Here is a 26,260-nt window from a genome sequence, read left to right as displayed (position 1 = left end):
AGACATTCTAGCAAATATTTTGTACAATGAAGACTATAGTTAAAGGAGTGTATCTATTGGAAATTTGGCAAAGTTTTATTGAAAATATTAAGTTACGTAGATTTGTCGTACTTTGTGTAATTATGGGTGTTATTTTTCTTGCAAAAGATGTTATTAGTATTGTTCTATTAACTTTTATATTTACATATTTAGTAGTCCGATTGATAAATGTTATTCAAAGACACTCATCAATTAATAGTCGAATAATTGTTATAGGAGTATATCTGGCAATTATCGCACTGCTTTATTTGGCAGTTACTAAGTATTTTCCTATTTTAGTTTCGCAAACAGTTTCAATGGCACATTATGTGATTAATTTTTATCGTCATCCAGGTAAAGATACAAATCTTGTGATGGAATGGGTACTTAAATCTATTGGTAAATCTCAAATTGTACCACAATTAAAAAGTAGTTTTACGCTTGTATTTCAATATATAACGAGCATTGGGTTTATGGCAGCAACATTTTTATTATCGCTTATCCTAAGCTTCTTTTATACGATCGAAAAAGATCAGATGACACATTTCTCAAAAAATTTTTTATCAAGTGATTTTGGTTGGTTTTTCCAGGATATTTACTTTTTTGGTGAAAAATTTGTTAAATCATTTGGTGTCGTTATTGAAGCGCAATTCTTTATCGCAACTGTTAATACAGTTATTACTGTGATTGGGCTGTACTTCATGCATATGCCACAGCTCTTGCCTTTAGGGATATTAATTTTCTTATTAAGTTTAATTCCAGTCGCAGGGGTATTAATTTCATGTATTCCATTAAGTTTAGTTGGTTATTCCGTTGGTGGCGTACGTGATGTGGTCTACATCTTAATTATGTTAATGGTCGTACATTTACTAGAATCATATGTATTAAATCCTAAATTTATGTCAAGTCGGACAGAATTACCTATATTCTTTACATTTGTAATTTTGTTAGTCAGTGAAGAGTTGTTTGGAACGTGGGGGTTAATTGTCGGAATTCCAATTTTCACATTCTTCTTGGATATCTTAGGTGTGAAGTCAATTCCTGGATCTAAAGGGCGGATTGGTAAAATTAAAGGAATAAGGAAGGGTAGTCAAACTGATGGTAAAGAAAAATAAATTTTTAGCTGATTTCAGAGTGAATAGAAAAAATACAAATTCAGTTAAATGGGATAGTTTAAAAGAGCAATATGGTGATGATAAATTATTGCCACTGTGGGTTGCAGATATGGATTTCAAAGCACCTAAAGCCGTAACTGATGCTTTAATAGCACGAGTACAGCATGGTGTTTTCGGTTATTCAACAATTCCTGACTCATATTATGATGCCTTTTTTGATTGGCAACAATCTCGCTATGGGATTGAACTACATAAGGAATGGATGAGATTTGGTACAGGGGTTGTAAATTCATTATATCAATTAGTCGATTTAATGACGGAACCAGGTGATAGCGTCTTAGTTCAAACACCAGTTTATTACCCTTTTTATAGTGCAATTGAAGATAATAACAGACGTATCGTACGGACACCTTTGAAACATGAAAATAATCAATATGAAATGGATTTTGAAGCAATTGAACGAGATATGAAAGCTAATCATGTTAAATTACTTATTCATTGTTCACCGCATAATCCAGTTGGTCGCGTCTGGACTGAAGCTGAACTGACGCAGCTCTTTGAAATTTGTCGTGAAAATAAAGTGATGGTAATTTCGGATGAAATTCATCAAGATTTAATTGTGGGAAACAAACCATTTGTATCAGCGTTATCAATTGACGAAGGTCGTTATCGAGATAATATGGTTGTCGTTAATGCCCCCTCAAAAACATTTAATTTAGCTGCTTTACAAAACTCGCATATCATTATTCCGAATGCGCAATTACGAGCTAAGTACGATAAAATGGTACAGCGTTTGAATAAACCAGAGGGTAGTTTAATGGGATGTGTTGCTGGGGAGGCAGCTTATCGTTCAGGCGCAGTTTGGTTAGATGAAATTCTGAGTATCGTAAGGACCAATTATTTAGAAGTCAGCCACCAATTAGTCAATAAATTTCCAGAAATTAAAATTAGTGAACTAGAAGGCACATACTTGATGTGGATTGACCTTTCAGCCTATGTAAATCCTAGCCGGATGAAAGAATTTATTCAAAATGAGTGTGGCTTAGCTATTGATTATGGACAATGGTTTAGTGAGGAAACGCCAGGCTTTATTCGAATGAATTTAGCAACTGATTTAGGAACAGTCCAAATAGCTGTTGATCAGTTGTTAAAGGGACTCAAAAGTGCAAAGCTAAATCGCTTAAATTAGACTATTAATTTAATTCATTTCAGTGTAAAATAAACCAGTAAACTAAAAATAGAAAAAGAGGATTTTATCTTATGGCAAAATTAGTATTTATTCGTCACGGACAAAGTGAATGGAACTTATCTAACCTTTTCACAGGTTGGGTAGATGTTAACTTGAGCGAACAAGGCGTTGCTGAAGCACAAGCAGCTGGTAAAAAGATTAAAGAAGCTGGAATCGAATTTGATCAAGCTTATACATCTGTTTTAACACGTGCTATCAAAACATTACATTACGCACTTGAAGGTTCAGACCAATTATGGGTTCCTGAAATCAAATCATGGCGCTTAAATGAACGTCATTATGGTGCATTACAAGGCCAAAACAAAGCCGAAGCAGCAGAACAATTCGGTGAAGATCAAGTTCTTGTATGGCGTCGTTCATACGATACATTACCTCCACTTTTAAGCGCAACTGATGAAGGTTCAGCAGCTAACGATCGTCGTTATGCTGATTTAGATCCTAAAGCTATCCCAGGTGGCGAAAACTTAAAAGTTACTTTGGAACGTGTTATTCCTTTCTGGGAAGACGAAATCGCTCCTAAATTACTTGAAGGCAAAAATGTAATCGTTGCTGCACATGGTAACTCATTACGTGCCCTTACAAAATACATTGAAAACATCTCTGATGCAGACATCATGGGCGTTGAAATGGCAACTGGCGAACCAGTTGTTTACGATCTTGATGACAAATTAAACATTGTAAGTAAAATTAAACTTTAATCTTAATAAAAACCTGATGACAATTTTATGTCATCAGGTTTTTTTGTATTAGTCAATAATTGGCGAAAAAGTCGGTAGTTTTAGCAGTTAAAACCGGAAAGCGCTTGCCAAAACAAACAGAATGTATTATATTGATGTAATCGAATACAGATTCTATTTGATAAATATATCAAAGAAATGAAGGAGAAACGTTATGGCAAAAGTTATTACTGTTTTGGGCTCAACTAATATTGATAAGGTTGTTTCTGTACCCCGTTTCGCAACTAGTGGCGAAACTTTACACACACCAAATCATCAAGTTGAAGCAATGGGTGGAAAAGGATTGAACCAAGGTGTTGCCGCTGCACGTTCTGGTGCAAAGACTAACATGATTACAAAAGTGGGTAAAGAATTTGATACGTCAAAGAATATGAATGTTGAAAACTTAAGTACTGAACATGTGATTGTTTCAGATACTGAAGAAACTGGACAAGCTTATATTACTGTTTCAGCTGAAACAGGCGATAATATTATCCATATTTATGGTGGTGCTAATGCTGATATGACACCAGCTGATGTACGTGCACATGAAGCTGCCATTGCTGAATCAGATTTTTTGATTGCGCAATTAGAAATTCCAACAGAATCAGTTATTGAAGGTTTCAAGATTGCACGCGAACATGGTGTTAAAACAATTTTGAACCCAGCTCCAATGCCTGAAAATGGTGGACTACCAGCTAAATTATTAGAATTAACTGATATTATTACACCAAATGAACATGAAACATTCTTATTGACTGGGATAGAAGTGACTGATGAACATTCAATGATACACAATGCTGCGTACTATTTTGAACGTGGAATTAATACCGTAATCATTACAATTGGCTCAGAAGGTTCTTTCTACATGCGTGATAATGGTGAAGAAGGAGTCGTTCCAGCATTTAAGGTTAAGGCTGTTGATACAACTGCTGCCGGCGATACTTTTATTGGTGCTACAGCAACACGTTTACATGCTAATTTAGATAATTTAGCTGAAGCTATGCGTTATGGATCAGCTGCTTCATCTGTAACGGTGTCACATGCTGGTGCACAACCAAGTATTCCAACTGAATCTGCTGTATTAGCTGTTTTGGATGCTAATAAATAAATTTAAATTGTTGAATGGGAGATAAATTATGCGTAAAACTAATCTTTTGAATACAAAATTATCAAATGCTATTTCTGAAATTGGACATACACAATGGTTAACAATTGGTGACTCAGGCCTACCAATTAAGGATGATGGACGTAAAATTGATCTTTCAATCGTACGTGGATTACCGTTATTTATTGATGTTTTAGCCGCAACGCTTTCTGAAATGAAAATTCAAAAAGCTTTTTTAGCTGAAGAAATTAAAACGGTTAATCCTGAACAATATGCTGCTATCAAGGCTTTATTAGATGATGATGTTGAAGTTGTTTTCATTTCACATGATGAATTGAAATCGATGAGTCGCGATGATAATAATATTGCTACAGTACGAACAGGTGAAATCACACCATTTTCAAATATCGTTTTGGAATCAAATGTTGATTTTGAAGGCGAAGCAATTAAATAGTTATTAATATAAGGATAGGATGATATAAAAATGAATATGTTAGGATTATTTTTCTCACTTTTAGCAATTATTGGTTGGAGTGCATATCCAACTTTAGTATCATATTTTGGCGGTAAACCAGTTCAAGGTATTTTTGGAGCAACATGGGGAACTTTGATTGTTGCAATCGTCCTTTCATTAGTCATGGGAATGCCCATGTTACAAGGTTCCAATTTTTGGTTAGCATTTTTCTCAGGAGCAGCTTGGGCCTTCGGAAATGTTTTAACTATTATGGCTTTTGGGATGAAGGATCAAGATGGAAATGCTTTAGGATCTGCTAAAGCAATGCCAATCTCAACAGCTTTCCAAATTACAGCAAATGTAGTTTGGGGTGTTGTAATGCTTGGTAACTGGGGTCCAGTTTCATCAAAATTATATGGATTCATCGCTGTATTTGTTATCTTGGTTGGAGCTTATATGACAACTTATCAAGAAAAGAAATCAGCTGGAAATAAAGAACTACTTACAAAGGCAGTTGGTGTCTTATTGATTGCCCAAGTTGGTTATTCATTATATGGTATCCTTCCACAATATACTAAAAATACTGATGGTATGCATATGTTTTTAGCACAAGCTATCGGGATGGCAGCATTTGGATTAATTCTTGGAATTTATGAATTAACGAAAAATAAAAATAACATTTTTACACAAAGTGTTACGTACAAACAAATTTTTTCTGGTTTCTTCTTTGCAATGGCAGCATTGGGTTATTTAGTTTCAGCTCAACCTGCAATGCTTGGATTGGCAACTGGATTCGTTCTTTCTCAAGTTTCAATTGTTGGGGCAACGGTTTCAGGAATTGTCGTTATGCGTACTAAGAAAACGGGTAAAGAATGGTTAGTTGTTATTATTGGTTTGGTAATGATTGTGATTGCCGCTGCTGTAACAGTTTTCTTAAAAAACTAGATAAAGATTAATTAATTTAAAACCTTGATGACAATAATATGTTATCAAGGTTTTTTTGGTATTATTTGCTTTAAAATGTCATAAAAGATAAAAAAATTAAATATTAATCAAAATTCTCTATGATATTTAAAACCTACTTTCCGATTCAAGTTATAAAAGTCAAAATAATTGTAATTATCAGTTTAGGTGCTAGGATTGGACTTATAAATAAGATAATAGGAGGAATCATCATGGGGGATTTAACAACAAATGAAGGTCAAACATGGGCGAATAATCAAAATTCACAAACAGCTGGGGCTCGTGGACCGGTTTTAGTTCAAGATTACCAATTACTAGAAAAATTGGCACATTTTAATCGAGAACGTATTCCAGAAAGAGTGGTCCATGCAAAAGGGGCAGGGGCTAAAGGCTATTTTGAATTAACTAGAGATATGAGTGATTATACTATGGCAGGTCTTTTCAATGGTTTGGGCAAGAAAACGCCAGTCATAACCCGTTTTTCACAAGTAGCTGGTGAGGCAGGTTATCCGGATACTTATCGAGATGTACGAGGATTTGCGGTAAGATTTTATACAGATGAAGGTAACTACGATATTGTGGGTAATAATACTCCAGTTTTCTTTATTAATGATGCTTTGAAATTCCCAGATTTTATACATTCCCAAAAGCGTGACCCAAAAACGCATGCTAGAAGTCAGGATATGCAGTGGGATTTCTGGTCGTTATCACCTGAAACAGTTCACCAAGTAACAATGCTTATGAGTGATCGTGGGATCCCTGCTAGTTACCGAATGATGCACGGTTATGGAAGTCATACTTTTAAATGGGTAAACAAGCAAGGTGAACAATTTTGGGTTAAATATCATTTCAAAACAAACCAAGGTGTTCATAATTTAAGTAATGAGGTTGCTGAAGAATTAAGAGGAAAAGATACTGATTACTTACAAAATGATTTGTATAATGCGATTGAAGATCAGGATTATCCTAGTTGGACAGTAGCCGTACAAATTGTGCCTTATAAAGCAGGATTAGACTATTCGCAAGATATCTTTGATGTTACGAAAGTTATTTCGCAAAAGGACTATCCATTAATTGAAATTGGCCAAATGGTTTTAGATGAAAATCCAAAAAATAATTTTGAAGATATTGAAGAATTAGCATTTTCACCAGCTAACTTCGTTCCAGGAATTGAAGCCTCACCAGATAAATTACTTCAAGGACGCTTATTTGGTTATAAAGATGCTGCAAGATATAGATTAGGTGCTAACTATGAACAATTGGCAACTAACCGTCCTAAAAATGAGGTTCATAATTATGAACGAGATGGTTTAATGGCGCAAAATCAGAACGGTGATGTTAACTATGAGCCCAACAGTTTAGGTGGACCTGAAGAAAATCGCCATGCAGAAGTTCATGGGGATGCATTAGATGGAAAAGTAGGTAATTATTCAGTAAATGAGGATTATTATACTGCTGCCGGTAAATTGTATCGTTTATTACCTACTGATGAAAAAGCGCGTTTAATTGAAAATATTAAATCAAATCTGGGACAAGTCAAAGATATTAAGATAAAAATCCGTGAAACAAAACAGTTTTATCAAGCTGATAAAGAATACGGAACACGTGTTGCTGAAGCTTTAGGGTTAGAACTAAGTTTAATTAAATAGCTCTTTCTGTGTATCAAAATGCTTAACAATAAAAGGAATAAATCACTGTAATCCAACAGCGATTTATTCCTTTTATTGTGTTATTTACATACCGTGTTCTAAAAGATACTTGTAAGAAATATCTGATAAATCTGGTGAGATACGGACACGATGCAAGGTGAATAGCCCTTGGCTTTCATTAGCGAGTCCTGGTAATGTCGTTAGGCCAAGTTTGTAGCCTGCAGCTTTAGCAAGCTTAGCGGTCTGATTATTAAAGCGACCAACTGGATAACAAATAATTGATGTCTCTTGATGAAATTTATTGTTTAGCCATTTTTTTGAATTCTTAAATTCAAAAGTTTGTTGTGCATCGGTCATTTGATTAAGTTCTTCATGATGAACAGTATGACTTTGAATACTTACTAAACCTGATTTTCGCATCTCGTTCATTTGTGGCATTGTTAGTTTGTTTTTGTGACCAAAGTGGCTTGTAATATAGTTAATGGTTGCTTTTTGATGATATTTTTTGAGAGCAGGATAAGCTTTTTCATAGTTATCTTTGTAGCCATCATCAAAAGTAATCCAAACAATTTTATTAGCAGGTTTTTTATGTGTTTTAAAAACTTCGATAGCTTCAGCAGGTGATAACGTGTAGTAACCATTTTTTTTAAGCCACTGCATTTGATGGGCAAATTGTGCTTCAGGAATACGAAGTGAATTTCCAACAGAAATACTATGATACATTAAAATTGGAAATTCGGTCTGGCCCTTAAATGGTTTCCAATGCGAACTGTCTATTTTAGTATTTGAAATGAGCTTATTTTTCTTAATAGTTTTCTTGGGTAAAGATGAGCTTACCTTTTTAGAGCTATCTTTTTGGTGATTGGTATTGGAAGTAGAGTGAGTATTTTGAATGAAAAAGAACAATGAGCCAATAGAGATGATTAGAACTAAGAATAATAAAATAAACCAACCTTTTTTATGTTTTAACATGATGAACTCCTTTTATGAGAAACGATACTCTCTAATTTACCACGCTAAGGTAGTAAGATTCAATTTTTACACTGATTAAGTCATTTAGTGAGGATTTATCTTGGAAGCAGTTTCTTTGATAAAGTCAATAAATGTAAAAAAAGTTAAGGCTATGATAGTATAAAGTACATATCAAATATTTAATTGGGGGAAAACATGCGTAGAACATTTCATTTTTTAAATAAAAGTTATAAGGAATTTTTTCAACATTGGAAATTATATATTCTTTTGGTGGTTGTTACTAATTATATTTTATCTGCAGTGGTACAACCAATCTTAACTTGGGTGGTAAGCCAAATACTTAGTGGCAACCAAGTCGAGTACTTAACCTATACTAACATTATTTCGGTTATTGAGGATAAACCTATCTTATTAATTGAGTTTATCCTTGTTATATTAGTCATATTAAGTATTGTTTATATTCAAATGTCTTTCATGATTAGGGGTATTCAAGCTATTCGTTATGATTTAAAAATTGAATTTAAATCATTATTAAAACAATCAATTCATGATGTTTTAGAGTTACGTCCTTTAACAGCATTGCTCGTTATTTTTTACTTCGTTTTAATTTTACCATTTGGGCAAGTCTTATTTACATCTACTTTATTAAATAAGGTGACTATTCCAGATTTTATTCTTCAAGATATGTGGACGAGTCCAGCTATCTGGGGACCAATACTTTTAGTTTATGGCGTAGCATTTTTCTTCTCTATCCGATTAATTAGTTTTATTCCAACTATGCTGTTTAGTTCAGAAAAAAAAATTAGTCATTTAATTAAACAAAGCTGGGAAGCTGGCCGTGGCAAATTTTGGATAACCGTCACAAAAGGATTAGTAATCACGGCTTCCATAGCTTTTATATCAGGAATTGTTCAAATTAGTTTGTTCTTAATTCAAAACTATGTGGATAATCATTTTCAAAATCAAGCATTTATAATTGTGATGTTCAATCTGTTTATTTTGGAAATCTTAGGACAAATCGTATTAACTTTAAGTGTGACTATGTTGTTAGGCATTGCGTTAGATGTTTTTGAAGAACAACAACCGCACTTGAAACCCATTCAAGAAACATACTATAAAAAGAAACGCTTTATTAAACTACAGAAAGTTAGTGTTGTTGTTCTCTTGATACTGGTTGCAGGAACAGCTTCTATTTATAATTATGTCTACTTAAAGGGAATGTTAAATGACTATCCAGTTCTTATTTCTCATCGAGGAGTTGATAATGGGAATGGTGTACAAAATACGATTCCTGCCTTAGAAAAAACAGCTAAGGAGAAACCTGATTACATCGAAATGGATATTCAAGAAACAAAGGATCATAAATTTGTTGTTATGCATGATCCAAATTTGGAAAATTTAGCGAATGTTAATCGGACGGTACATGATTTAACATTATCCGAGTTAACAGCATTAACTGTTCGTGAAAATGGTTATTCAGCTAAAATTCCAAGTTTCGATGAATATTTAAAGGCAGCAGAGAAGAATCATCAAAAATTATTAGTTGAGATTAAAGTATCTCCGCAAGATAGTCCCAACATGACTAAAAACTTTGTTAAAAAATATCAAAAAAGACTATTAGCTGATAAGGATCGAATTCATTCTTTAAGTTATGATGTTGTTTCACAAGTAAAAAAACAAGCACCAAAGCTTTATATCAGTTTTATCATTCCATATAATATATCATTTCCAGAAACACCAGCAAATGCGTACACTATGGAAGCAACAACTTTAGATGACTCATTTGTAAGCAAGGCGCATGATAAGAACCAGGATGTCTATGCTTGGACTGTAAATGATGAAACGATTATGCAAAAAATGTTATTTATGAACGTTGATGGTATTATTACGGATGACTTTAGTACCCTTAAACAAGTTGTTCAAGCTAATAATGATCATCCGAGTTATGCAAGTAAATTATCAATATTCTCAAATAGATTAACGGGAATTAGCATAACAATTGATAATTAAATTAGTTTGGTTAGGAAACATAAATAAGAAAAGATTACTTTGATGAGTAGTCTTTTTTTAATTCTATTTAGATGTTAACGTTTACACTATATAGGTGGCATGCTATGCTGAAGTTGCTACTAAACTGAAATTAGAGGAGTGTCTAGTAAGTATGATTAAAATTATCGCATCAGATATGGACGGCACGTTATTAAACAATGAAAATAGTATTTCGAAAGGTAATGCAGCAGCTATTAAGAAGGCTCAGGAAATGGGAGTGACTTTTGTTGTTGCGACTGGACGAAGTTATGATGAAGTGAAACCGTTAATTGATGCAGCAGGTATTAGTGCACCGATGATTAATTATAATGGTGGCGCTACGGTAACTGAGGAAGGCAAACAAATTAATAGTTTTCCAATATCAAAAAAAGAGGCACAAAAACTCATTAAATTTTTGAAAAATGAACATGCCTTTTTTAAAGTTATGACGTCAAAAGGTGTTTACTCAGATGATTACAGTGAAATTATTGATGATTCTGAAATAGATTTGTTTAAATTTCTTATTCGAAAAACGGATGAATCAGATGACTTATCTGTTTTAAAAAATAAAATTGAAGAAAATGAAACACTCATTGTGACTTCTTCAGGGGATAATAATCTTGAAGTTAATCACGTTAATGCACAAAAAGGGATTGCGTTGAAAAATTTTGCTGATAGTATGGGTATTCCTATGTCAGAAGTGATGGCGATTGGCGATAATTTGAATGATATTTCAATGTTAAAAGCTGCAGGTATTAGTTATGCAATGGAGAATGGGCATCAAATTAATAAAGATATTTCTAATCATTATGCAAAAAAGAATGATGAAGATGGCGTTGGATTAGCTATATTAGAACAATTAGTGAAAAATTAAGACAAAAAGGACTAAATCCCATTTACGGGATTTAGTCCTTTTTAAGTTTAACTTCTAGTCAGCAATTAAATCACCAGCAGTTGGGCCAGCGTCTAATTTGTAAATACGTTCAACATCAATGATGACAGCATAGTACATTTTTGGTAAATGACGTTCTTCACCAAATTTAACAGCGTCGTCAAAAATTTTACCGGAATCAATTAAATGTGCTGTGCCTTCAAATCGGAAACCCTTAAGATTAGGACGATCTACAACGGCGACAGCTGCACGGCCATTATTTTGAAGATTGTGTAATGCATGTTTAGCTGTTTCTTCATTATAAATCAAATGCGTATCATCAAAAACGCGCATTGATCCTTTAGGACCAACTTGTGGAAACCCATTTTCATCCACGGTTGAAAGAAAATTAAGTTGTTCAGGAATCATTTTTTTCATATCTTCTGTTAATTTTACCATTGTAAGATCTCCTTTTTTATTTACTTATTATAAGTAAAACTTACCATGATTAAATCATATTGGCAAAAAATCAGCTTTATAAAGCTTGCAAATAGGTCTAAAAAAACTGATACTTATATCAGTCTGATAGTCATCTCTAAAAGGACATCGAAGAAAGGCGCTAAAGTGATGTGTAAAGATTATTAATTTTAACAGTACTAATGATTCGTAATATGTCAGGATATAAGTTACGATTGGTATTGGAAAAATGGTTGTCCATGATTCTAAATGGCACGAAACTTATTGCTTTAAAATATGTGGTATGAATTATATTGGTGTAGTGGATCAAATAGAAGATATACAAAGGGAGAAAAAATGAAAAAAGCAACAAATCGTTGGGTAGCCTTGTTCGCTATGAGTTTAGGCGTTTTTATGGGCCTTTTAGATGTTACTGTTGTAAATGTTGCTTTACCAAGTATGGCAGTTGATTTTAAAACAACATTTAGTGATTTACAGTGGATATTAAATGCATATACTTTAATGTATGCAGTCAGTTTATTAATTGTTTCAAAATTAGGTGATATGTTTGGACGAAAAAAAGTCTTCATCGCTAGTACAATTTTGTTTACGATTGCATCTGTTGTAAATGGGCTTGCACCAAATTTATTAGTTCTTGATTTTGGTCGAGCAGTTCAAGCAATTGGTGGTTCAGGAATGATGAGTTTATCAATGGCGTTAGTTGCGTCTAACTTTGAAGGTCGAGAACGTGGGACAGCACTTGGTATTTTAGGATCAGTTATTGGATTCTCAACAGCAATCGGACCTTTAGTTGGTGGATTTTTAGTTGAGAACTTTGGTTGGCCTTCAATTTTCTTTGTTAATCTACCGGTCGGTATCATTGCGATTTATTTGGTTATTAGAAATGTTAAAGAAACACCTGCATATGGCGCTGGGGAATCGATTGATTTTATAGGAATGATTCTTTCAGCAGTTGGATTATTTGCTGGTATTTATGGCTTAATTCAAAAAGAACAGCATATGCATTGGGCTTGGACTGATATGCATGTTATGGGATGGTTAATTGCATCAATTTTAATCTTAACTGCCTTTGTTTTTGTAGAGTTAAAAGTTAAATCGCCAATGATGAATTTAACATTATTAACAAATCGTCATTTTGTTGGTGTTGTAATTCTTGCATTTGCACTTGGTGCTGGTATCTTTGCGTTAGCCGCTTATCAAACAAGTTTAATGCAAAATTATATGGGATATTCAGCCTTTTCTACGGGATTACATCAACTACCTATGAGTTTATGGTCGCTTGTCTTAGGTCCTTTTACAGGAGTGCTAGGGTACAAGTTTGGTAAAAAGTGGATGATTTCACTTGGATTTATTGTTGCTTCACTTGGATTATTTACGTTTAGCCAGGTAACAACAACGGACTTTACCTACATGCAATTACTTCCGCTTCTTATATTAACTGGATTGGGTAACGCTATTATTAATCCGATGATTAATACTGCTGCTATGGATAATATTAATCCAAAAGAAATTGGCATGGCATCTGGTTTATTGAATGTTTTTCGTCAAATTGGAATAACAGTAGGTGTTGTAATTCTTGGTTTAGCACAAACTAAAGCATATGAATCAAGTTTGAGCACTAGTTTAAATGATAGTCATATTCCTAGTGCAGCTGCAACGGGTATTCAGCAAGCCTTAGTAAATGCAGGAGCATTTTCTGGACATATGGTTGCGTGGAGTCAAAAAATAATAGCGACTCCTTATGCTGATAAAGTTCAAAAGATTGTTTTAACAGCTTTTGATAAAGGCATGATTCAAGTTGTTTTAACATCATTGGTCATTATGATTATCGGAATTCTAGCAGCAGTCTTTTTATTAAGAGAAACAAAAAGTGTCGATCAAAAATTAGATAAATAAAAAAACTTTTTTTATGTCAGTAGGTTTATAAGAAGTGAAAGCTGTCATTTAAAATTTTGAGTGGCTCTTTAATGATACCGCTAGATTTCTGAAGCGTAAGACTTCTAATAGTATCGCTGTTTATAACAAGGCGTATGATAAAATAATATTAATTTAAAAATAAATCATCCAAATAAAAGGGAGATTAGTAATGACGAAAATAATTCCTAAAGTTTTAACAATTGCTGGTAGCGATGCAAGTGGTGGCGCTGGTATGGAAGCAGATTTGAAAACATTTGAAGAGTTTGGAACTTATGGCATGGTTGCACTAACTTCAATTGTTACAATGGATCCAGATGCTGGATGGGCACATAACGTAACTGTTATGGATGCTGAATTAGTAAAAGCACAGTTGAAAACGACAGGTGCTGGCGGAGATATTGCTGCAATGAAAACAGGGATGCTTGGTAGTGTTGCAATTACAGAAGTAGCTCGTGAAAACATTTTAGAAAAAGAGATTAAGAATGTTGTGATTGATCCTGTTATGGTTTGTAAAGGTGAAGATGAAGTATTAAATCCAGAAGCAGCTGATGCTATCCGTGATTTATTGATCCCAATTGCGACAGTCACAACGCCTAATTTGTTTGAAGCTGGCGTTTTATCTGGAATGGGAACTTTGAAATCACTTGACGACATGAAACAAGCAGCTATTAAGATTCATGAGTTAGGTGCAAAAAATGTCGTTGTTAAAGGCGGTAAAGCTCTTAAGGGTGAAAAGGCGCTTGATTTATTTTATAATGGAACTCAATTTGAGTTTCTAGAAACTGAAAAAATAACGCCTGCTTATAATCATGGTGCGGGCTGTACATTTGCAGCGGCTATAACTGCGGGCCTTGCAAATGGATTGTCAGTTAAAGAAGCTGTCTATAAAGCAAAAGATTTTGTAACTGCTGGAATTAAATCAGGTTTTGCATTTAATGAATACGTAGGCCCTTTATATCACGCTGCTTACCGTTTAAATAAATAGGTACTAAAGACTCACTTTTATTTTGTATAAAAATGAGTCTTTTTTTGTTGACTTAGAGTGCACTTTAAAGAGTAATGTAAACATACAAATTAAATTGGAGGATAATTATATGTCAGTAGAAAATAAAGTTGTTGTTATTACAGGAGCATCAAGTGGTATTGGTGAAGCAACGGCCAGAATGTTAGCTGAAGGTGGGGCTAAAGTCGTTTTAGGTGCTCGTCGTGAAGCTAAGTTAGCAAAAATTGTTGAAGAAATTAAAAAGAATGGTGGTCAGGCAACATATGCCATTACTGATGTCACTAAGGCAAGTGACGTTAAGAATTTAGTTACTTTAGCACAAGAAACTTTTGGTGGGATAGATGTTATATTCAATAATGCTGGAATCATGCCTAACTCGCCCTTATCGGCTTTAAAAACGGATGAATGGGATGATATGATTGATATCAATATCAAAGGTGTATTGAACGGAATTGCTGCAGTGTTGCCTATATTTATTGAACAAAAACATGGACATGTTATTACAACATCATCTGTTGCAGGCATTAAATCATTCCCAGATGCAGGTGTTTATGGCGCAACAAAATTTGCTGTCCGTAATTTAATGGAAGTTCTAAGGACAGAAAGTGCTATGGAAAAAACAAATATAAGAACATCAACCTTATATCCAGCAGCAATTAACACAGAATTATTAAATACAATTACGGATGAGCAAACTCTTTCAGGGATGTCGTCATTTTATGAACAAGTCGGAATTGATCCGGTCGCAATTGCCCGTGTGGTTAAGTTTGCCATTGATCAACCAGAAGAAGTTAATGTTAATGAATTTACGATTTATCCAACAGCCCAAGCCTAAATTTAAGTAATAAAAAAATCTCGAGAATTTATTTTCTCGGGATTTTTTCGTTTAGATGATAATACCTTCACAATGATCGACTTCGTGTTGAATAATTTGTGCCATCCAACCTGAAAATTTTTGGGTTTGAGGTTGAAATGATTTGTCTAAATAATCAACTGTAATGGAATCATATCGTTGTGCTGGACGTTCGCTAGTCAACGAAAGGCAACCTTCATTGACATTATAACGCCCAGATTTTTTTGTAATCTTAGGATTAATAAAGGGAACATTTAGATTACCAAATTGGCAAACGATAATTCGTTTATTCACACCAATCATATTGGCAGCCATCCCAACGCAAACCTCTTTATTGGCTTCTAGTGTATCTAATAAATCGATTACGATTGAGCCATCATTTTTAGTTGCAAGCTCAGCTTTTTGTGCGAGAAATATTTCATCGTGCATAATTGGTTTTATCATTTTTCTCCTTTGAGTTAAGTAGCATAGTTAATAAAGAAATATTGACGGATATCTAGTTAATGATTTTATCATGATTTAGAATATAATGTTATCCTCAAGTGGAAAATTATTATTTTAGGATTAATTAACGTCAATTTAATAGGTAAAATATATTCTAAAAAGTGAGCCATACTCTATTTTTAGAATAGAGTATGGCTCACTTTTTTAATTATTATGTGACTCTTCTGTAAAAATAGCTTTAACAATATCATTTGCTGTACGCAAACTAACATCATTTACAAAAGGTCTTGGACTTGCGGCTGTTAGCCAATGAACGCCATCAGTTGGAACGCCCCAGAAATATAAACCAGGTTGCGGCGTCTTATTTTCATCTAGTAATAAATTACTGATAGGGTCAACGTCGACTGCACCATCTATAACAGAGTCACCTTTAGTTGGATTTAATATTAACGGATTGGCAATTTTTGTATCGAGTAACTGTTTTATTAAAGGACTTGTTGCTGTTGTTGCATGAACAGCAGGAACGCGTGCTTCAATTAGGGTTGTTGCTAAGTAGCGTTGATCTGGTTGGTTTGCACTATATGTTTCAAATTGATGATCCTTAGTATCAACGACCATTCCAGGTTCTAATAGTGTAACAACATTAGCTTCAACGAGTGCTCGTAATTGTTCAACCCTAATGGTAGGTGGTCCAATTGTTAAAAAGTTATTTAATGAATTAAACCAGCCTAAGAAGTTTGTTAGATAGTCATCATCTGTTAGGAGACGGTTATCAATTAATTGTCTAACCGGAAGACGTAAGTCACGTAAAACCTCGAGGGCACTAGTCAATGGACCAGTTTTAGTACCCAATTTTGCGTCTACTGCATCTTTTTGTAAATGGTCTAACATGACAGCTTTGAAATCTTCATTAGGTTTTTTAGTCATTGGATTTCCTAGATGATCCCAATTAAAGCGATCTTCTTCAAGAATAATTGATCGCTCAACGGTTACTTTAGGATCTTTTAAGAAAGCTAATTGGAATTTTGTTAAATCAATTGTTGGATAATTCTGTGCGACAAGTAATGAATAATAATGATATTCAACGTCATGACTTAACAAAGTCCAAAATTCATTAAAAGAGACGGAACCATTCTCCATGAAAACTGCCATTTTAGCGGCCGTTAAAAAATGAGCTTGCGTCTCTTCACCGGGTGATTTTTGATTATCCCCTTTGGCATGGTAAGGCCATCCACGACGCGAACCTGCCACAATGCGAGGTTCGTTACCATTTGCTTGATATTGTAGTTGCCCGTTCTCTAATCGCTTAAATAGACCACCACGGCCTACAGTCAAGCGAGTAACTAAATCAAAGAAGCTAAGACCTAAGCCACGTAAAATAACAGTATCTTCGTGCGTGATATGATCTAGTTTTGTTTCATTTGGAAAGCCTGGTAAGACATAAGTTAACTTGTTTTCTGTAGCGAATGTATCAAATCTTTTTTGTCCGACAGATAATTCATTTTCAAGATTACCTAAAGACATTACGACATAATCAACGATACTAACAGAAGGTAAGGCGGTTGTGATTTCAAATTGATCAGATTTTTTTGAAATTTGTGTAACCGTACTTTTATTCAAATTAATTGTGATATTGTTAGAGGCACGTTTAAGTAATTCAGCGTAATACCATTGGATATAAACACCAAAAAGTGCTCTTGTTGCATAATCGTTTGGATGTAAATTTTTAATTTCAGCTAAAAAATCTGCTGAATAATTATTTCTTTCGATAAAATCATGGGCATCGGATTGAGCCCATTCGAAAATATTTGGTCCTGGGATAACTGGACCAATAGATTGGACGCTTGTTCCATAGAATAAGCTAATTTGTTGAGCTGCGGTATTCATGATTAATTCATGTGGTTGAGTTGGTGACCATACGCGTCCACCCACACCATATGGATCATATAAATCAATAGTAAGTGGTGAATTTGAAGGATCTGCTTGTTGCCAAGCAATGAGTCGTTCAAGTGTAATCAAACCTCGTGGTCCGGCACCAATAATGGCTAAATGCATAAAAGTAATCTCCCTTATCATATAAAAACTAACTCCATTATAAACTTTAAAATAGAAAAAATCGCTTGATAACGTCTTCCATATTGAAAATTAATCATATATTCTTGTTAACTACTGATAATTTAGTATACTTAATTTGAAAGAATATTTTAAGTACGGACTGAAAGAAGGATTTGATGAAAAAACCAATGTCACTTTTGGACAGGTTACTGTTTGCTGGACTGATATTTGCCGGCGGCGGATTTGATGCGTATACTTATATTGTACATAATGGCGTTTTCGCTGGGATGCAAACCGGAAATTTAATTATATTAGGTATTGATATGGGCCAAATGAAATGGTGGGCTATCTTCGATCATCTGATTCCAATTTTTGCCTTTATGATTGGTATTATTATAACTAGAAATTTACAACATCGATTTAAAGAAGAAGATTCAATTAATAAACGACAACGATTTGTTATCGGTATTGAAACAATTCTTTTAATTGTTGTTGCGTTTATTCCCCAAAATTGGCCAGCCCAGTTATCTACAGGAATTATTTCAATGGTCGCTGCAGCGCAACTTCAAGAATTTAGACAAATCAACGGAGGGCCTTTTACATCATTTATGATGACGGGTAATTTGAGGACGATGGCTGAAAGCTTTTATGATGGGATTGTTAAAGGGAATATAATCGCAATGGCTAAAGGTTGGCGTATGTTGGGTGTTGTTTTGGCGTTTCTTTTTGGCGCAATTTCTATGGGTGCTATGGTGCCAATAATGGGCACTAAAACGATATTATTAGCTGCATTTTTTTTGTTGTGTTCATTGATTGGGCTACAATTAAATCCAGAAAAAAGATTATAAAATAAAGGGGTTAGGACAATGACAGAAATTAAAAAAAATCCAAAAGTTGATTTACACTTAGAAAAAGCAACACAATGGAAAGAAGAAATGACACAGTTAAGAGAACTTGCACTCGCAACGGGATTGACTGAAGAATTTAAATGGGGCAAGCCTTGTTACACACTGAATGGTAAAAATATTGTCTTAATTCAAGGATTTAAAGAGTATATGGCATTACTTTTCTTAAAAGGAACTCTGATTGATGATGGTAAGGGTATTTTAGTTCGAACGGGTGAACATACTGAGGTTGGTCGTCAAATTAGATTTCAAAATTTAAAAGATATTACTGATTTAAAATCAGAGATTAGTGACTATATTCAAAAAGCAATTAATGCAGAAAAGTCTGGATTAAAAGTACCACAGGGTAAACCAACTGAACTTGTGTTACCAATTGAATTCCAGAAAAAAATGAATGAAATGCCAGAATTAGAAGAATTTTTTGAAACTTTAACGCCGGGTCGTCAAAAAACGTATGCACGTTATTTTGCAGATGCTAAGAAAACAGAAACACGTGAAGCTAGAATTATTAAATATATTCCGAAAATCCTTGATGGTAAAGGACTTAACGATTAGACAGCAAAACAGCGACCAGATAAAATCTGATCGCTGTTTTTTTTAATTATTTTAATCTAATTTCTTTTTTAATTCTGTAACGATTTCAGCATGTTTAGCTTCAGTCAATTTAATTTTTGACATAAAGATAAGAGCAGCAACAATTATTAAGGCCATTGGAACGAAGAACATGTACATTCTGAATTGTAGTAAACCACTGTTTGTAATATCACTTGGTTTAGCACTACCTGTCATACCAGCTTGGATTGCGGCAAAACCAACAACACCATTAGCGAAGGCACCAGCTAATTTATCCAACAAAGGACGAACTGCTAAAGTAACAGATTCATTACGTGTTCCACTCTTTAATTGACCGTATTCAACACTATCCGTAATTGTCATCAATGCTGCTAAGAAAACAAGTGGATATGGGAAGAAGAATAAGCCAACAGCAATTAAGACAACAACAAGGTTAGTACCAGCAAATAGGAAGAGAATGTAACCTAATAACATGACAGCGATTCCACCAAGGTAGATGGCACGGCGGTGAACCAATGCAACTAAAGTTGGGAATAATGAAACTGAAATTATTCCTAAGACTGCTGTTAGAACACCAACAGTAGTAAATGCAGCTGCACTACCTAAAACGTAGTTAAAGTAGTAAATCAAAAGTGAATTTGTAATAACATAACTAAAAGCGAAAAGGAAATATGATAATGATAACCACATTAATTGATCATTTTTACCGATAACTTTGAAAACATCACGGAAACGAACTTTTTCAGTATTTTCACGAATTGCATTTTTTTCGATCTTAGTTCCTAAAATAGTTGCTAAAGCACCTAAGAATGAAACTAATCCGATAACAATAGCAAAACCTAACCAACCTGCTTTTGTTTGTGTATTACCAGTTGTACCTGAGAACATTTTTGAAAAGAAGACAACGATTGGGACGATAACGATAATAACACCTTGAGCACCTAATGTTGAACCAAAACGAGCAATTGTTCCAAATTTAGTCCGTTTTTCTGATTCAACACTTAGAGCGGGTAACATTGACCAGAATGAAATATCTTTGAATGAATAGAAACTATCTAGAATGATATAAACAATAGCAAAGAGAATTAAGTAAAGATATGGATTACTTGTAGCCAGACCACCAAAATCAGTGAAAATAATAATTAAGCCAATTGAGCTGATTATTGATCCAACCAATAACCATGGCTTAAAGTTTCCCCAACGAGTACGGGTATTATCAATAACGCCACCAATTAAAGGATCGAAAAAGATCTCAACAATTCGAATAACAACCATCATAGTTGTGACGTAACCGATCATTTTAGCATTGAAACCAGCATCCTTTGTAACGAATAATTGACTCGTAATAAAAATCATAAAATAAGTGCTAAGTGTTGCATAAAAGGCATCATGTCCAAATGCACCAAAGGCATATGAAGCATATTGTTTAAAATCTTTAGAATTTTTCATTAGTTTAATTCCTTTCGAATATATTTAAATTAGTTGTATCTATGTTCAATAATCTTATCTAAAATTGCTTGACGTTGTTTTTCTTTAGCAGAACCTAATTGGTTTTCTTCTAAAGAATTAAAATCATTAACTAACAAAACTGATTCAAGGTATAACGTCAATTGACGTTTAATGTATATCTTGTTATCTTCATTTGTTTGCTTAGGATTTCCGGCAATAATTGCAGCTGCAAATCGTTCGGCATCAATCGTTAATTTATTTGTATCCATTCTAATGACCTCTTCCTATATAATAGATTTTTGGTAAAAGAAATTGTTATTCATAATGGCAAAACATAAAAAACAATAACGTGAAAACGCATTCTTTTAGTTAACAACTACATTTTACTAAACTTTTACTAAAATGTAAACGTTTTATTTTAATAGATGTATAGGTAAAGAAAATCATTAATAATTTACAGTTAAATTATTAAAAAATTAAGTAATAAAAAAACCTCAGAAATTTAATTGATTAAGTAGTTTATTTAGCTAATTCATAGCTAGCATCAATATAAGAATAAACAGTTTCTAAATTATTTTGACCATTTAATAAAATTGAAACCCAGTGTTTTTTATTCATATGGTATCCTGGAAAAATTTGATTATTGTCTATTTTATTGATGAGTAGGTCAGGATCCATTCGAATATCAAGTATCTCAACTAATTTGTCGGAATCCAAGCCTATTTTAGTTGCTGGAATTTTCATTAAAGCGGCATACCATTTTTTAGAATCTGATCGACGTAAGACAGCGTCATTTGGAAACTGTTTCCAGAGGAATTCTAGATTGGTCTGATAATGTTCTTGTACATAATTGATGATAGATTGTGAATCAGCGGTTTGGAATACTGGAGTAGTTTCAAAACAACTAGCAACAATTAAATCCAGTTGTTCAATCACTGATTTTCTGATTGAACTGACAAACGCTCCTGTTGCAGACTGATTTTTATAAAGTGTATATTCTTCTTTAGTTTGAGCATCAATAATAGTAGTATTAATTTTTTCAGAGGGGGAAATTGAGACGGTTAGTATAAATTGATTATCAAGAATTGAAACTTGATAATCATAGATTTTTTCTGCTGTTTTTGTAAAACCATATGGAATCAATGAATCTACCTTTAGTTTTAAATGACTAAATGAGTTATATGCAAAAAAGTCTGTTAGCATAGTGCATCTCCTTTTATAAATTATATAAACAATTAACAGTAGCATACCTTATATTTCTAATTTTAGACTTTAAAGGACTAATTATATAGTATAAAATAGAAAAATTAATATAGACTATTTTATCTAGGAATAAATTGAGTTAAACTGTATTATTATGATTTATTTAACGAGGAGATTTAATCATGCAAAAGACGTTGATTGCAGCAATTATTGTTATTAATTTTATATTTATCTGTTATTTTATGCGTGATTTAATGAGACATAAATCAGACTTCATGAAAGAACCGGCCAGTTCAGTATGGACACCGATATCGCAGATTGTTATTTTTTTCTTTTCTACTTTTGGAATTTCGGATTTTGCCATATCAACAGCAATATACCAAAAAGCTAAATGGGTTTCTATGAAAAAATTACCAGGTACGTTAAATGCGCAAGATGTTATTCCGATATTTGTCATGTCGTTGGCGTATATTACAAGTATCAATGTTGGTACTAAGACGTTATTAGTTTGTATTATTTGCCAAGTTCTGGGTGCTTATATTGGTCCGAGATTTGTTGTTAGATTACCTGAAAATAGTATTAGATCGCTTGTTATCGTTGGGTTACTTGTTGCAACTGCGTTAATTATTGCTGGTAAATTAGGCCTAATCACTGCTAGTGGGACTGCTACCGAATTATTTGGCTGGAAATTAGTTGTGACAGGATTTTTATTATTTATTTATGGCGCATTAAATAATATTGGAATAGGCTCATTTTCATTAACAATGGCAACTGTCTATGCGATGGGAATGGATCCGATTGCTGCATTTCCAATTATGATGGGGGGATGTGCATTTTCTCTACCAATCGGAAGTATGCAATTTATAAAACTCAATCAATATTCTAGAAAAATAACCTTATTTTCTGTTTTTGGTATTATAGGCGTTTTGGTCGCTGTACTTTTAGTTAAGAACATTAATACAAGAGTGATCCAATGGATTGTTATTGTTGTGTTATTGTATTCCGCGTACAGCCTATATTTAGGTAATAGAGAAGCTAAATTAATTAAAGATAAGAACTAATAATCAAGCATATTTTAATTGAAAATGGCCAATCTGATATATACTTATAAAAAGTAAGCATATTAGTGGAGGCGATGAAATGGAAAGTATTAAAAAAGATACAACGGTAAGTGAATTAATGGATAAAATTAAAGATGGAAAGTATATCCTATTTTTTTCTGCGACATGGTGCCCAGATTGTGCTTTTATTAAACCTGAAATGGCCAATATTGAATCAGAATATTCTGAATATACGTTCTTAGCTGTCGATCGAGATGAAAATATGGACTTAGCTATTGAGCTAGATGTCTTCGGTATTCCAAGTTTTATTGCATACGAAAATGGTAAAGAAACAGGTCGTTTAGTTAATAAAAATCGTAAAACGAAAGCAGAAGTAGAAGAATTTATTAGTAGTATTCCTGCATAGTGAAAAAGATTAGTCAGTATGAATAATCTTTTTTGAATTTAAAATACCCATCGAGTAAACAAGTTACTATAAAAACTTGTTTATTCGATGGGTATTTTTTATTTATTATTAATAAATGACAACCGGTTGACATAAAAATATAAACAGGGTATACTTTATTTATTCTTTTGGAAAGCGCTTTCTAAAAGTTGGGTTTATAGATACAAGCAATTGCTATTTTTTAGTGAAACGGGACGTTTATTAAACAAATAGAATGGGGTAAATAAAATGGAAAACAAAGTAAACGTAGGTACAAATCAAGTTGAAGAAATTCCTCTTTTTCGAAAACTAAGTTATTCACTTACAGATTTTGGCGGAAATATTCTATTTGTAAGTATTAGTACGTACTTGTTATATTTTTATACAGATGTTTTTGGAATTGGGATTGGTGTAGCCGGAACTATCTTACTCGTCACACGATGCGTTGATATGTTTGATGCACCAATATGGGGCTTTTTAATTGATCACACACATACAAAATGGGGACAAAGTCGGCCGTATTTCTTGTGGTTATGTGTACCATTTGCATTCTTTACATGGTTAACATTTACTACACCGAATTTATCGGGATCGTCCAAAGTTATCTATGCATCAGTTGTTTACGTCATTGCAGGAATTATATATACCGGAATTAGTACCCCTATGACGTCAATTTTACCTAACTTAACAAATGATTCAGACCAAAGAACGGTTTTGAATTCATACCGGATGGTTGGCGGAAATGTAGGTCTATTGGTTGCTAATGGTGTTGTTTTACCATTAGTTCAAATATTAGGCCAAGGAAATGACCGCAAAGGATTTTCATATGCAATGATTGTTTTAGGGATTATTTCCATTATTGCCTTTTTAATTGCATTCTTAAATTTACGAGAAATTAATACAACGATTACGAAATCAATATCATTAAAACAGAGTGTTAAAGCAACAAAAAGTAATTGGCCTTGGATTTTATTGGTTATTTCTAACTTATTCTATTGGATTGGAACAACTGTTAGAAGTTCAGGCATGATTTATTATTTTCAATATAATATCCATGCAAAATCATTAGTCGCAGTTGCCGGTTCTTTATCTGTTGTTGCTGTTATAGGGATGATATCAATTCCATTACTTGTTAAACATACAAATAAAAGAACGGTTCTAATTGGAGCACTATTGATGGGAGCAATCTGTAACATGTTGCTTCAAGTAGTTGGTAGTAATCAAGTTTGGGTTGTTATCTTATATTGCCTAGGGTCAATTGGAACAGGTGTTGCAGCTGCAATGCCATTCCTAATGTTGGCTGATGCGGTTGATTTTGGTCAATGGAAAACAGGTATCAGAGCTAGTGGATTTTTAACAGCTATTGGAAGTGCATTCTGTGTTAAAGCAGGTAGTGGGATTGGCGGATTTATTCCATCACAAGTAATGCAATTCTTTGGATATATACCTAATCACACTCAAACGAGTCAATCTTTATTAGGCATTAACTTAAGTTTTATCTGGATTCCAGCCATACTATTCATACTTGCTGCAGTTCCAATGTTTTTCTATGGTAAATTTGAACGAAATGAAGATAAAGTTAGACTAGAATTAGCTAAAAAAGAAGCAGTTTAAAAAGTTAATGGTGGAGATAATGGTTTTGCTCATTTTATGGTAAACTAAGAGTACTAAAAGTTAAGCGGTAACAATTTAACTAAAATTAGACGACTTAGGAGCAAATAAAATGCAAAATCCAAAACTTGATGATGTCGCTGAATTGGCAGGCGTTTCTAAAACGACTGTATCTAGGGTGTTGAACAAGAGAGGCTATCTTAGCGAAAAGACAGTTAAAAAGGTTCGTGATGCTGTGAAAGAGTTACATTATCAGCCTAATGATGTCGCTAGACAATTATTTAATAAAGAAACAAAACTAATAGGGCTTATTTTCCCAACGATTGCGAATCCTTTTTTTGGACAATTAGCTTATCAATTAGAAACAAAACTTTTTAATAGAGGTTATAAGGTTCTTATCGGTAACTCCAAAAATGATTCAGAAAAAGAAGCAACTTATTTACGTAAGCTAATGGCAAATCAGGTTGATGGGCTAATTGTTGGAGCACATAATGAAGGAATTGAAGAATATCATAATACAAATTTACCAATTGTCGCAATTGATAGAATTATGAATGGTGATATTCCGATCGTTTCTTCTGATAATTATAGTGGTGGTAAAATGGCGACGGAATTACTATTAGAACATGGGGCAACCTCAATTGTGCATACAAATGGACCTTATGATTTAGAAACACCTGCTCGGGATAGACGTAGGGCATACGAGAAAATTATGAGTGAGCATGGGTTGCCAGCCGTAACGTATACAATTGATTTTAATTGGACAGAAACGGAAAAAACAAAAGTTATTAAAGGAATTTTTGAGGATCTTAAACGAGTAGATGGCATTTTTGCTTCGAATGATGCAGACGCTAGTTTAATCATAAAAATAGCAAGAGAATATGGTAAACGAGTGCCTGAAGATTTACTTGTTATTGGCTATGATGGGACAGATGTTGTTCGATTATTTAAACCAGAACTAACAACAATTATTCAACCAATTGAACAGATGGCTGATGCAGCTATTGATATTTTAATGAAGAAAATAGAAGGTAAAGAGACACCTATGCAAGTAGTACTACCGGTACAATTATATAAAGGAGAAACGGCATAGTAGGTGCGTTTTTATTTTAAGATAATGACAACCGGTTAACATATAGAAC

General features: G+C 33.5%; 25 protein-coding genes. 18 read left to right on the top strand and 7 right to left on the bottom strand.

All coding sequences use genetic code 11. From position 1 onward, the window contains the following. Positions 1-56: 56 nt before the first annotated feature. The 7 genes from ACE83Q_RS05855 to ACE83Q_RS05825 all read left to right on the top strand — a co-directional run bounded on the left by ACE83Q_RS05855 (position 57) and on the right by ACE83Q_RS05825 (position 7,272). Complete coding sequence (locus tag ACE83Q_RS05855) at positions 57-1,133, top strand: AI-2E family transporter (RefSeq protein ID WP_409021804.1); 1,077 nt, start codon at positions 57-59, stop codon at positions 1,131-1,133. Next, positions 1,117-2,322, top strand: a complete 1,206-nt coding sequence (locus ACE83Q_RS05850; protein WP_409021803.1) for a MalY/PatB family protein — start codon at positions 1,117-1,119, stop codon at positions 2,320-2,322. Before ACE83Q_RS05855 ends, ACE83Q_RS05850 begins: the two co-directional genes overlap by 17 nt. 71 nt (positions 2,323-2,393) lie before the next feature. Then, positions 2,394-3,080 carry a 2,3-diphosphoglycerate-dependent phosphoglycerate mutase gene (locus tag ACE83Q_RS05845; protein WP_409021802.1) on the top strand — a complete coding sequence of 229 codons (687 nt, stop codon included), beginning with the start codon at positions 2,394-2,396 and terminating at the stop codon, positions 3,078-3,080. Positions 3,081-3,273: 193 nt separating this feature from the next. Beyond that, entirely contained in the window at positions 3,274-4,209 is a 936-nt protein-coding gene (rbsK, locus tag ACE83Q_RS05840) for a ribokinase (protein WP_409021801.1), read from the top strand. Between the two features lie 28 nt (positions 4,210-4,237). Then, the gene (gene rbsD, locus ACE83Q_RS05835; RefSeq protein WP_409021800.1) at positions 4,238-4,660 is read left to right on the top strand and encodes a D-ribose pyranase; all 423 of its coding nucleotides are present in this window, start codon (positions 4,238-4,240) and stop codon (positions 4,658-4,660) included. Between the two features lie 30 nt (positions 4,661-4,690). Beyond that, on the top strand, positions 4,691-5,605 hold the full coding sequence (locus ACE83Q_RS05830) for a GRP family sugar transporter (protein WP_409021799.1): 915 nt from the start codon (positions 4,691-4,693) through the stop codon (positions 5,603-5,605). A 227-nt stretch (positions 5,606-5,832) separates the two neighbouring features. Then, on the top strand, positions 5,833-7,272 hold the full coding sequence (locus tag ACE83Q_RS05825) for a catalase (RefSeq protein WP_409022825.1): 1,440 nt from the start codon (positions 5,833-5,835) through the stop codon (positions 7,270-7,272). Between the two features lie 84 nt (positions 7,273-7,356). On the opposite strand, the gene ACE83Q_RS05820 is transcribed toward ACE83Q_RS05825, so the two are convergent. Then, complete coding sequence (locus ACE83Q_RS05820) at positions 7,357-8,244, bottom strand: polysaccharide deacetylase family protein (RefSeq protein ID WP_409021798.1); 888 nt, start codon at positions 8,242-8,244, stop codon at positions 7,357-7,359. Between the two features lie 195 nt (positions 8,245-8,439). On the opposite strand from ACE83Q_RS05820, the gene ACE83Q_RS05815 reads away from it, so the two are divergent. Further along, positions 8,440-10,254 (top strand): glycerophosphoryl diester phosphodiesterase membrane domain-containing protein, encoded by a 1,815-nt coding sequence (locus tag ACE83Q_RS05815; RefSeq protein ID WP_409021797.1) that lies wholly within the window; start codon positions 8,440-8,442, stop codon positions 10,252-10,254. A gap of 151 nt (positions 10,255-10,405) precedes the next feature. Then, positions 10,406-11,146: a Cof-type HAD-IIB family hydrolase gene (locus ACE83Q_RS05810; protein WP_409021796.1), complete on the top strand. Its 741-nt coding sequence runs from the start codon at positions 10,406-10,408 to the stop codon at positions 11,144-11,146. A gap of 54 nt (positions 11,147-11,200) precedes the next feature. On the opposite strand, the gene ACE83Q_RS05805 is transcribed toward ACE83Q_RS05810, so the two are convergent. Next, entirely contained in the window at positions 11,201-11,602 is a 402-nt protein-coding gene (locus ACE83Q_RS05805; RefSeq protein WP_409021795.1) for a pyridoxamine 5'-phosphate oxidase family protein, read from the bottom strand. Between the two features lie 354 nt (positions 11,603-11,956). On the opposite strand from ACE83Q_RS05805, the gene ACE83Q_RS05800 reads away from it, so the two are divergent. The 3 genes from ACE83Q_RS05800 (at position 11,957) to ACE83Q_RS05790 (ending at position 15,375) form a co-directional block, all read left to right on the top strand. Continuing rightward, positions 11,957-13,516 carry an MFS transporter gene (locus ACE83Q_RS05800; protein WP_409021794.1) on the top strand — a complete coding sequence of 520 codons (1,560 nt, stop codon included), beginning with the start codon at positions 11,957-11,959 and terminating at the stop codon, positions 13,514-13,516. Positions 13,517-13,706: 190 nt separating this feature from the next. Next, positions 13,707-14,522 (top strand): bifunctional hydroxymethylpyrimidine kinase/phosphomethylpyrimidine kinase, encoded by an 816-nt coding sequence (gene thiD / locus ACE83Q_RS05795; protein ID WP_409021793.1) that lies wholly within the window; start codon positions 13,707-13,709, stop codon positions 14,520-14,522. Positions 14,523-14,631: 109 nt separating this feature from the next. Further along, on the top strand, positions 14,632-15,375 hold the full coding sequence (locus ACE83Q_RS05790; RefSeq protein ID WP_409021792.1) for an SDR family oxidoreductase: 744 nt from the start codon (positions 14,632-14,634) through the stop codon (positions 15,373-15,375). A gap of 51 nt (positions 15,376-15,426) precedes the next feature. Here the strand turns inward: ACE83Q_RS05790 and ACE83Q_RS05785 are convergent, their stop codons facing one another. Both ACE83Q_RS05785 and ACE83Q_RS05780 read right to left on the bottom strand, forming a co-directional pair. Beyond that, positions 15,427-15,837 (bottom strand): peptide deformylase, encoded by a 411-nt coding sequence (locus tag ACE83Q_RS05785; RefSeq protein WP_409021791.1) that lies wholly within the window; start codon positions 15,835-15,837, stop codon positions 15,427-15,429. Between the two features lie 204 nt (positions 15,838-16,041). After that, complete coding sequence (locus ACE83Q_RS05780; protein ID WP_409021790.1) at positions 16,042-17,892, bottom strand: FAD/NAD(P)-binding protein; 1,851 nt, start codon at positions 17,890-17,892, stop codon at positions 16,042-16,044. Positions 17,893-18,068: 176 nt separating this feature from the next. Here ACE83Q_RS05780 and ACE83Q_RS05775 point away from each other — a divergent pair, with 176 nt between their 5' ends. Then, entirely contained in the window at positions 18,069-18,740 is a 672-nt protein-coding gene (locus ACE83Q_RS05775; RefSeq protein WP_409021789.1) for a YoaK family protein, read from the top strand. Between the two features lie 18 nt (positions 18,741-18,758). Next, a complete protein-coding gene (locus ACE83Q_RS05770) occupies positions 18,759-19,352 on the top strand; it encodes a YdeI/OmpD-associated family protein (protein ID WP_409021788.1) in 594 nt (197 codons plus the stop codon). Positions 19,353-19,403: 51 nt separating this feature from the next. Here ACE83Q_RS05770 and ACE83Q_RS05765 read toward each other — a convergent pair whose 3' ends face one another. The 3 genes from ACE83Q_RS05765 to ACE83Q_RS05755 all read right to left on the bottom strand — a co-directional run bounded on the left by ACE83Q_RS05765 (position 19,404) and on the right by ACE83Q_RS05755 (position 22,022). Next, complete coding sequence (locus ACE83Q_RS05765) at positions 19,404-20,819, bottom strand: glycoside-pentoside-hexuronide (GPH):cation symporter (RefSeq protein WP_409021787.1); 1,416 nt, start codon at positions 20,817-20,819, stop codon at positions 19,404-19,406. Between the two features lie 29 nt (positions 20,820-20,848). After that, positions 20,849-21,088 carry a hypothetical protein gene (locus ACE83Q_RS05760; RefSeq protein ID WP_409021786.1) on the bottom strand — a complete coding sequence of 80 codons (240 nt, stop codon included), beginning with the start codon at positions 21,086-21,088 and terminating at the stop codon, positions 20,849-20,851. Positions 21,089-21,338: 250 nt separating this feature from the next. Beyond that, entirely contained in the window at positions 21,339-22,022 is a 684-nt protein-coding gene (locus tag ACE83Q_RS05755; protein ID WP_409021785.1) for an MmcQ/YjbR family DNA-binding protein, read from the bottom strand. Between the two features lie 182 nt (positions 22,023-22,204). On the opposite strand from ACE83Q_RS05755, the gene ACE83Q_RS05750 reads away from it, so the two are divergent. The 4 genes from ACE83Q_RS05750 to ACE83Q_RS05735 all read left to right on the top strand — a co-directional run bounded on the left by ACE83Q_RS05750 (position 22,205) and on the right by ACE83Q_RS05735 (position 26,211). Then, positions 22,205-23,083 carry a sulfite exporter TauE/SafE family protein gene (locus ACE83Q_RS05750; RefSeq protein WP_409021784.1) on the top strand — a complete coding sequence of 293 codons (879 nt, stop codon included), beginning with the start codon at positions 22,205-22,207 and terminating at the stop codon, positions 23,081-23,083. Between the two features lie 79 nt (positions 23,084-23,162). Then, positions 23,163-23,489, top strand: a complete 327-nt coding sequence (locus tag ACE83Q_RS05745) for a thioredoxin family protein (RefSeq protein ID WP_409021783.1) — start codon at positions 23,163-23,165, stop codon at positions 23,487-23,489. Between the two features lie 267 nt (positions 23,490-23,756). After that, positions 23,757-25,121 (top strand): MFS transporter, encoded by a 1,365-nt coding sequence (locus tag ACE83Q_RS05740; protein WP_409021782.1) that lies wholly within the window; start codon positions 23,757-23,759, stop codon positions 25,119-25,121. Between the two features lie 109 nt (positions 25,122-25,230). Next, entirely contained in the window at positions 25,231-26,211 is a 981-nt protein-coding gene (locus tag ACE83Q_RS05735) for a LacI family DNA-binding transcriptional regulator (protein ID WP_409021781.1), read from the top strand. Positions 26,212-26,260 lie beyond the last annotated feature (49 nt).

Origin of the sequence: Dellaglioa kimchii (assembly GCF_046115505.1) — a bacterium.
GTDB lineage: Bacteria > Bacillota > Bacilli > Lactobacillales > Lactobacillaceae > Dellaglioa > Dellaglioa kimchii.
Note: the sequence above shows the minus strand (reverse complement) of the source record. Positions and strands in the feature narration are given on the sequence as shown.

What these genes read in the sequence shown, in the direction of transcription:
- ACE83Q_RS05850 (WP_409021803.1), top strand. Translation starts at nt 1,117, where the DNA reads ATGGTAAAGAAAAATAAATTTTTAGCTGATTTCAGAGTGAATAGAAAA.
- ACE83Q_RS05845 (WP_409021802.1), top strand. Translation starts at nt 2,394, where the DNA reads ATGGCAAAATTAGTATTTATTCGTCACGGACAAAGTGAATGGAACTTA.
- rbsK (WP_409021801.1), top strand. Translation starts at nt 3,274, where the DNA reads ATGGCAAAAGTTATTACTGTTTTGGGCTCAACTAATATTGATAAGGTT.
- rbsD (WP_409021800.1), top strand. Translation starts at nt 4,238, where the DNA reads ATGCGTAAAACTAATCTTTTGAATACAAAATTATCAAATGCTATTTCT.
- ACE83Q_RS05830 (WP_409021799.1), top strand. Translation starts at nt 4,691, where the DNA reads ATGAATATGTTAGGATTATTTTTCTCACTTTTAGCAATTATTGGTTGG.
- ACE83Q_RS05820 (WP_409021798.1), bottom strand. Translation starts at nt 8,244, where the DNA reads ATGTTAAAACATAAAAAAGGTTGGTTTATTTTATTATTCTTAGTTCTA.
- ACE83Q_RS05815 (WP_409021797.1), top strand. Translation starts at nt 8,440, where the DNA reads ATGCGTAGAACATTTCATTTTTTAAATAAAAGTTATAAGGAATTTTTT.
- ACE83Q_RS05810 (WP_409021796.1), top strand. Translation starts at nt 10,406, where the DNA reads ATGATTAAAATTATCGCATCAGATATGGACGGCACGTTATTAAACAAT.
- ACE83Q_RS05805 (WP_409021795.1), bottom strand. Translation starts at nt 11,602, where the DNA reads ATGGTAAAATTAACAGAAGATATGAAAAAAATGATTCCTGAACAACTT.
- ACE83Q_RS05800 (WP_409021794.1), top strand. Translation starts at nt 11,957, where the DNA reads ATGAAAAAAGCAACAAATCGTTGGGTAGCCTTGTTCGCTATGAGTTTA.
- thiD (WP_409021793.1), top strand. Translation starts at nt 13,707, where the DNA reads ATGACGAAAATAATTCCTAAAGTTTTAACAATTGCTGGTAGCGATGCA.
- ACE83Q_RS05790 (WP_409021792.1), top strand. Translation starts at nt 14,632, where the DNA reads ATGTCAGTAGAAAATAAAGTTGTTGTTATTACAGGAGCATCAAGTGGT.
- ACE83Q_RS05785 (WP_409021791.1), bottom strand. Translation starts at nt 15,837, where the DNA reads ATGATAAAACCAATTATGCACGATGAAATATTTCTCGCACAAAAAGCT.
- ACE83Q_RS05780 (WP_409021790.1), bottom strand. Translation starts at nt 17,892, where the DNA reads ATGCATTTAGCCATTATTGGTGCCGGACCACGAGGTTTGATTACACTT.
- ACE83Q_RS05775 (WP_409021789.1), top strand. Translation starts at nt 18,069, where the DNA reads ATGAAAAAACCAATGTCACTTTTGGACAGGTTACTGTTTGCTGGACTG.
- ACE83Q_RS05770 (WP_409021788.1), top strand. Translation starts at nt 18,759, where the DNA reads ATGACAGAAATTAAAAAAAATCCAAAAGTTGATTTACACTTAGAAAAA.
- ACE83Q_RS05765 (WP_409021787.1), bottom strand. Translation starts at nt 20,819, where the DNA reads ATGAAAAATTCTAAAGATTTTAAACAATATGCTTCATATGCCTTTGGT.
- ACE83Q_RS05760 (WP_409021786.1), bottom strand. Translation starts at nt 21,088, where the DNA reads ATGGATACAAATAAATTAACGATTGATGCCGAACGATTTGCAGCTGCA.
- ACE83Q_RS05755 (WP_409021785.1), bottom strand. Translation starts at nt 22,022, where the DNA reads ATGCTAACAGACTTTTTTGCATATAACTCATTTAGTCATTTAAAACTA.
- ACE83Q_RS05750 (WP_409021784.1), top strand. Translation starts at nt 22,205, where the DNA reads ATGCAAAAGACGTTGATTGCAGCAATTATTGTTATTAATTTTATATTT.
- ACE83Q_RS05745 (WP_409021783.1), top strand. Translation starts at nt 23,163, where the DNA reads ATGGAAAGTATTAAAAAAGATACAACGGTAAGTGAATTAATGGATAAA.
- ACE83Q_RS05740 (WP_409021782.1), top strand. Translation starts at nt 23,757, where the DNA reads ATGGAAAACAAAGTAAACGTAGGTACAAATCAAGTTGAAGAAATTCCT.
- ACE83Q_RS05735 (WP_409021781.1), top strand. Translation starts at nt 25,231, where the DNA reads ATGCAAAATCCAAAACTTGATGATGTCGCTGAATTGGCAGGCGTTTCT.